Annotated in this window: 2 protein-coding genes; both read left to right on the top strand. The window is 53.4% G+C overall.

What is annotated here, in order from left to right:
- Nucleotides 1-360 precede the first annotated feature (360 nt).
- Nucleotides 361-1,716 (top strand): IS5 family transposase, encoded by a 1,356-nt coding sequence (locus RQ738_RS13580; RefSeq protein ID WP_314165854.1) that lies wholly within the window; start codon nt 361-363, stop codon nt 1,714-1,716.
- Between the two features lie 80 nt (nt 1,717-1,796).
- Nucleotides 1,797-2,034 (top strand): hypothetical protein (locus tag RQ738_RS13575; protein ID WP_314165853.1); only part of this gene is annotated, 238 nt, incomplete at its 3' end.

Below are 2,034 nucleotides of genomic sequence, written 5' to 3'. Positions count from 1 at the left end.
GGAGTGGATCCGGCGGGAGTTTTCCTGGGAGGCGATAGGACGGCAGTTTCTGGAGGAGGCGGGGAGGGTGCTGCCTGAAATCAGGTAATCAGATGTATGGTCAGACATTTACGCGAGGGTCTATTTTATCGGCAATGCCCGAGATCAGCCGGTTTTTTGGAATTACCATCAAGATGTACAAAGATCTGGAGACGAACTGGAGGTTGGCGCAATTGGATTTACCTCTTGAGAAAATTCCGGCTCTTAAGTAGTCGCCCCTGAAAAAGGCATAAAGTACTGATAAACAACTACAAAGTTCTTGCGTCGGCGTTTCAAAACGATCAGAAAATAAGGTGAAACCGCAAAAAACTGATCGAAATAATGAAGCCGAAAAAGCGTTCTAAACAAGGAGAAAAAGGATTGTTTGAACAGGATCTTGAGCACCTGTTGGACCAGCGCCATGAGTTGTACAAGCTGGCGAACCAGTTGCCGTGGGAGCGGTTTGAGGGAGCCTTTGAAGGATACTATGCCGAGGTTGGACGACCGGCGAAAGCTATCCGCCAGATGGTGGGCCTGCTGTTGGTGAAGCAGTTGAAAAATGTGTCGGACGAAGAAGTCTGCCGGCTATGGCGGGACAATCCGTACGTGCAGTATTTTTGTGGAGAGCAGTTCTTCCAGTGGGGTCAGCCGTGCAACCCGAGCGACCTGGTGCACTTCCGTAACCGGATTAGTGAAAAAGGTGTGGAGGAGATCTTCAAGGCGACGGTGTATCTGCACCGCGAAAAGATCGAGGAAGAAGATGAAGTGGTCGTGGACACGACGGTGCAGGAGGCAAATGTAACGCATCCCACAGACGTGAAGTTGCGGCGCAAGATCATCGAGAAGATGTGGAAGTTGGGCGAGGACGTGGACATCAAATGGGATCATTCCTATAAACGGAAGGTGCCGCATCTGCTCTACATTTTGCGGACTCGGTCGAATCGTCTGGTGAAGGACCGGCGCAAGGCGGCGAAAAAGCTCAAGACCTATGCAGGCCGCTTGATACGGGAGTTTGAGCGCAAAGCTGATCGGATCTGGGTGAGCGCCTACCGGGAAGAGCTGGACCTGTACAAGCAGGTCTTGTCGCAGAAGCGTCGCGACAAAGACAAGATCTACAGCCTGCACGATCCGAGTGTTCTTTGTATCGGAAAGGGGAAGGCACACAAGAAGTGGGAGTTTGGCAGGAAAGCCTCCGTGGCCATGACCCGCGACAGCGGAGTGATCGTCGGGGCGGTGAGCTTCGAGGAGAACATCTGGGATGGAGACACCCTGGATATGACCCTGATCCAGGCAAAGAGTGTCAGTGAAAAGGACTACAAATCTGCGCTGGTGGATCGCGGGTACCAGGGCAAATCCGAAGTCTCCGGAGTGGAAATCTTTGCCCCGCATAGAAAGAAGAAAACGGGCAGCTATTACCGGCAACGAAAGGACCGAATACGGTTCGCCCGAAGGGCAGCCATCGAGCCGGTCATCGGGCATCTTAAGAGCGACTTCCGGATGGCGAGATGCTTCCTCAAAGGAGCACTCGGGGCCAGCCAGAACCTGATGCTGGCCGCAGCTGCCTGGAACTTGAAAAAGTGGATCAATGAATCCTCTTTTTGTCTCAATTTGGCCCGCTTATTAAGAACCTTGGTCAATGCCCTCCGAACAGGGTTCGGCCTCAACCTTCAACCCCAATGCCTCTCAGGAGGTTTTTAAGGGACGACTACATAACCTTAGGGTGTTACCTCCTCATCATCATGGGGCTGGGCTTCGGATTCAAGAGCCTGACCAAAAACATGAGCGATTTTGTCCGCGGTGGCGCGCAGGGCACATGGTGGCTAGTTGGTACCAGTATGCTCATGTCCGGAATCAGTGCCTTCACGTTCACGGGAAACGGATCGGCGGCGTTTGATGCGGGCCCCACCTTCCTGGTCATCTATGTGGCCAATTGCTCGGCATATCTCATCGGCTGGCTGTTCCTCGGTGCATGGTTCCGCCAGACCCGGGCTTACACGGCGGCCGATGTCCTGAGGG

Origin of the sequence: Sulfuriflexus sp. (genome assembly GCF_032250955.1) — a bacterium.
Lineage (GTDB): Bacteria > Pseudomonadota > Gammaproteobacteria > AKS1 > AKS1 > Sulfuriflexus.
Note: the sequence above shows the minus strand (reverse complement) of the source record. Positions and strands in the feature narration are given on the sequence as shown.

Bases quoted from the DNA above. Each gene is read 5' to 3' on its own strand.
- RQ738_RS13580 (WP_314165854.1), top strand. From the start codon at position 361: ATGAAGCCGAAAAAGCGTTCTAAACAAGGAGAAAAAGGATTGTTTGAA.